Source organism: Limnospira sp. PMC 289.06, assembly GCF_032350395.1.
Classification (GTDB): domain Bacteria; phylum Cyanobacteriota; class Cyanobacteriia; order Cyanobacteriales; family Microcoleaceae; genus Limnospira; species Limnospira platensis.
Genome location: NZ_JARPLC010000493.1, coordinates 1 through 447 on the forward strand (window position 1 = coordinate 1; position 447 = coordinate 447).

The following is a 447-nucleotide window of genomic DNA, read 5'->3' on the forward strand; positions in this document are numbered from 1 at the left end:
GATACAGGGATGCTGGGGACTTGAACAGGTTTTCGCCAAAATGAGAATTGCTGGATTCGGACAAGTTGAGTTGACCCGTAGCAGTCTCAGATGTTATGCTGATGACTGAACGAGGTAGATTCACGTCGCTCATATTCAAGTTCCTTTTTACTAAGGATGATGGGGAGGAAGGGGAAACGAACAGGTTTCCCTTTCCTTTTGAAATTAAGACTTGTGAACTTTGAAAAGCAGTCCAATCGGTCTGGTTATTTGGGGATTCCGTTGGATGGAATCCTCAATTTCTGCTATGTAGTGGGCTACCTCCTCATCTGATAAGTTGAACACAGACCTTTGAGCAGTCCGTCTTAAATGCCGTCCGATTTGTTGCTGCCCGTTGGCGGCGACTTGTCGCTCTGCCAGCATCCAAGCCAAACAAGTGACCAGGAAAATCCGCTGATGTTTTTTGTA

General features: G+C 46.1%; 1 protein-coding gene. It reads right to left on the reverse strand.

Translation table 11 applies throughout. The features are described 5' to 3' along the window. Nucleotides 1-204: 204 nt before the first annotated feature. Nucleotides 205-447: hypothetical protein (locus P5674_RS25955; protein WP_315670495.1), on the reverse strand; the 243-nt coding region annotated here is incomplete at its 5' end.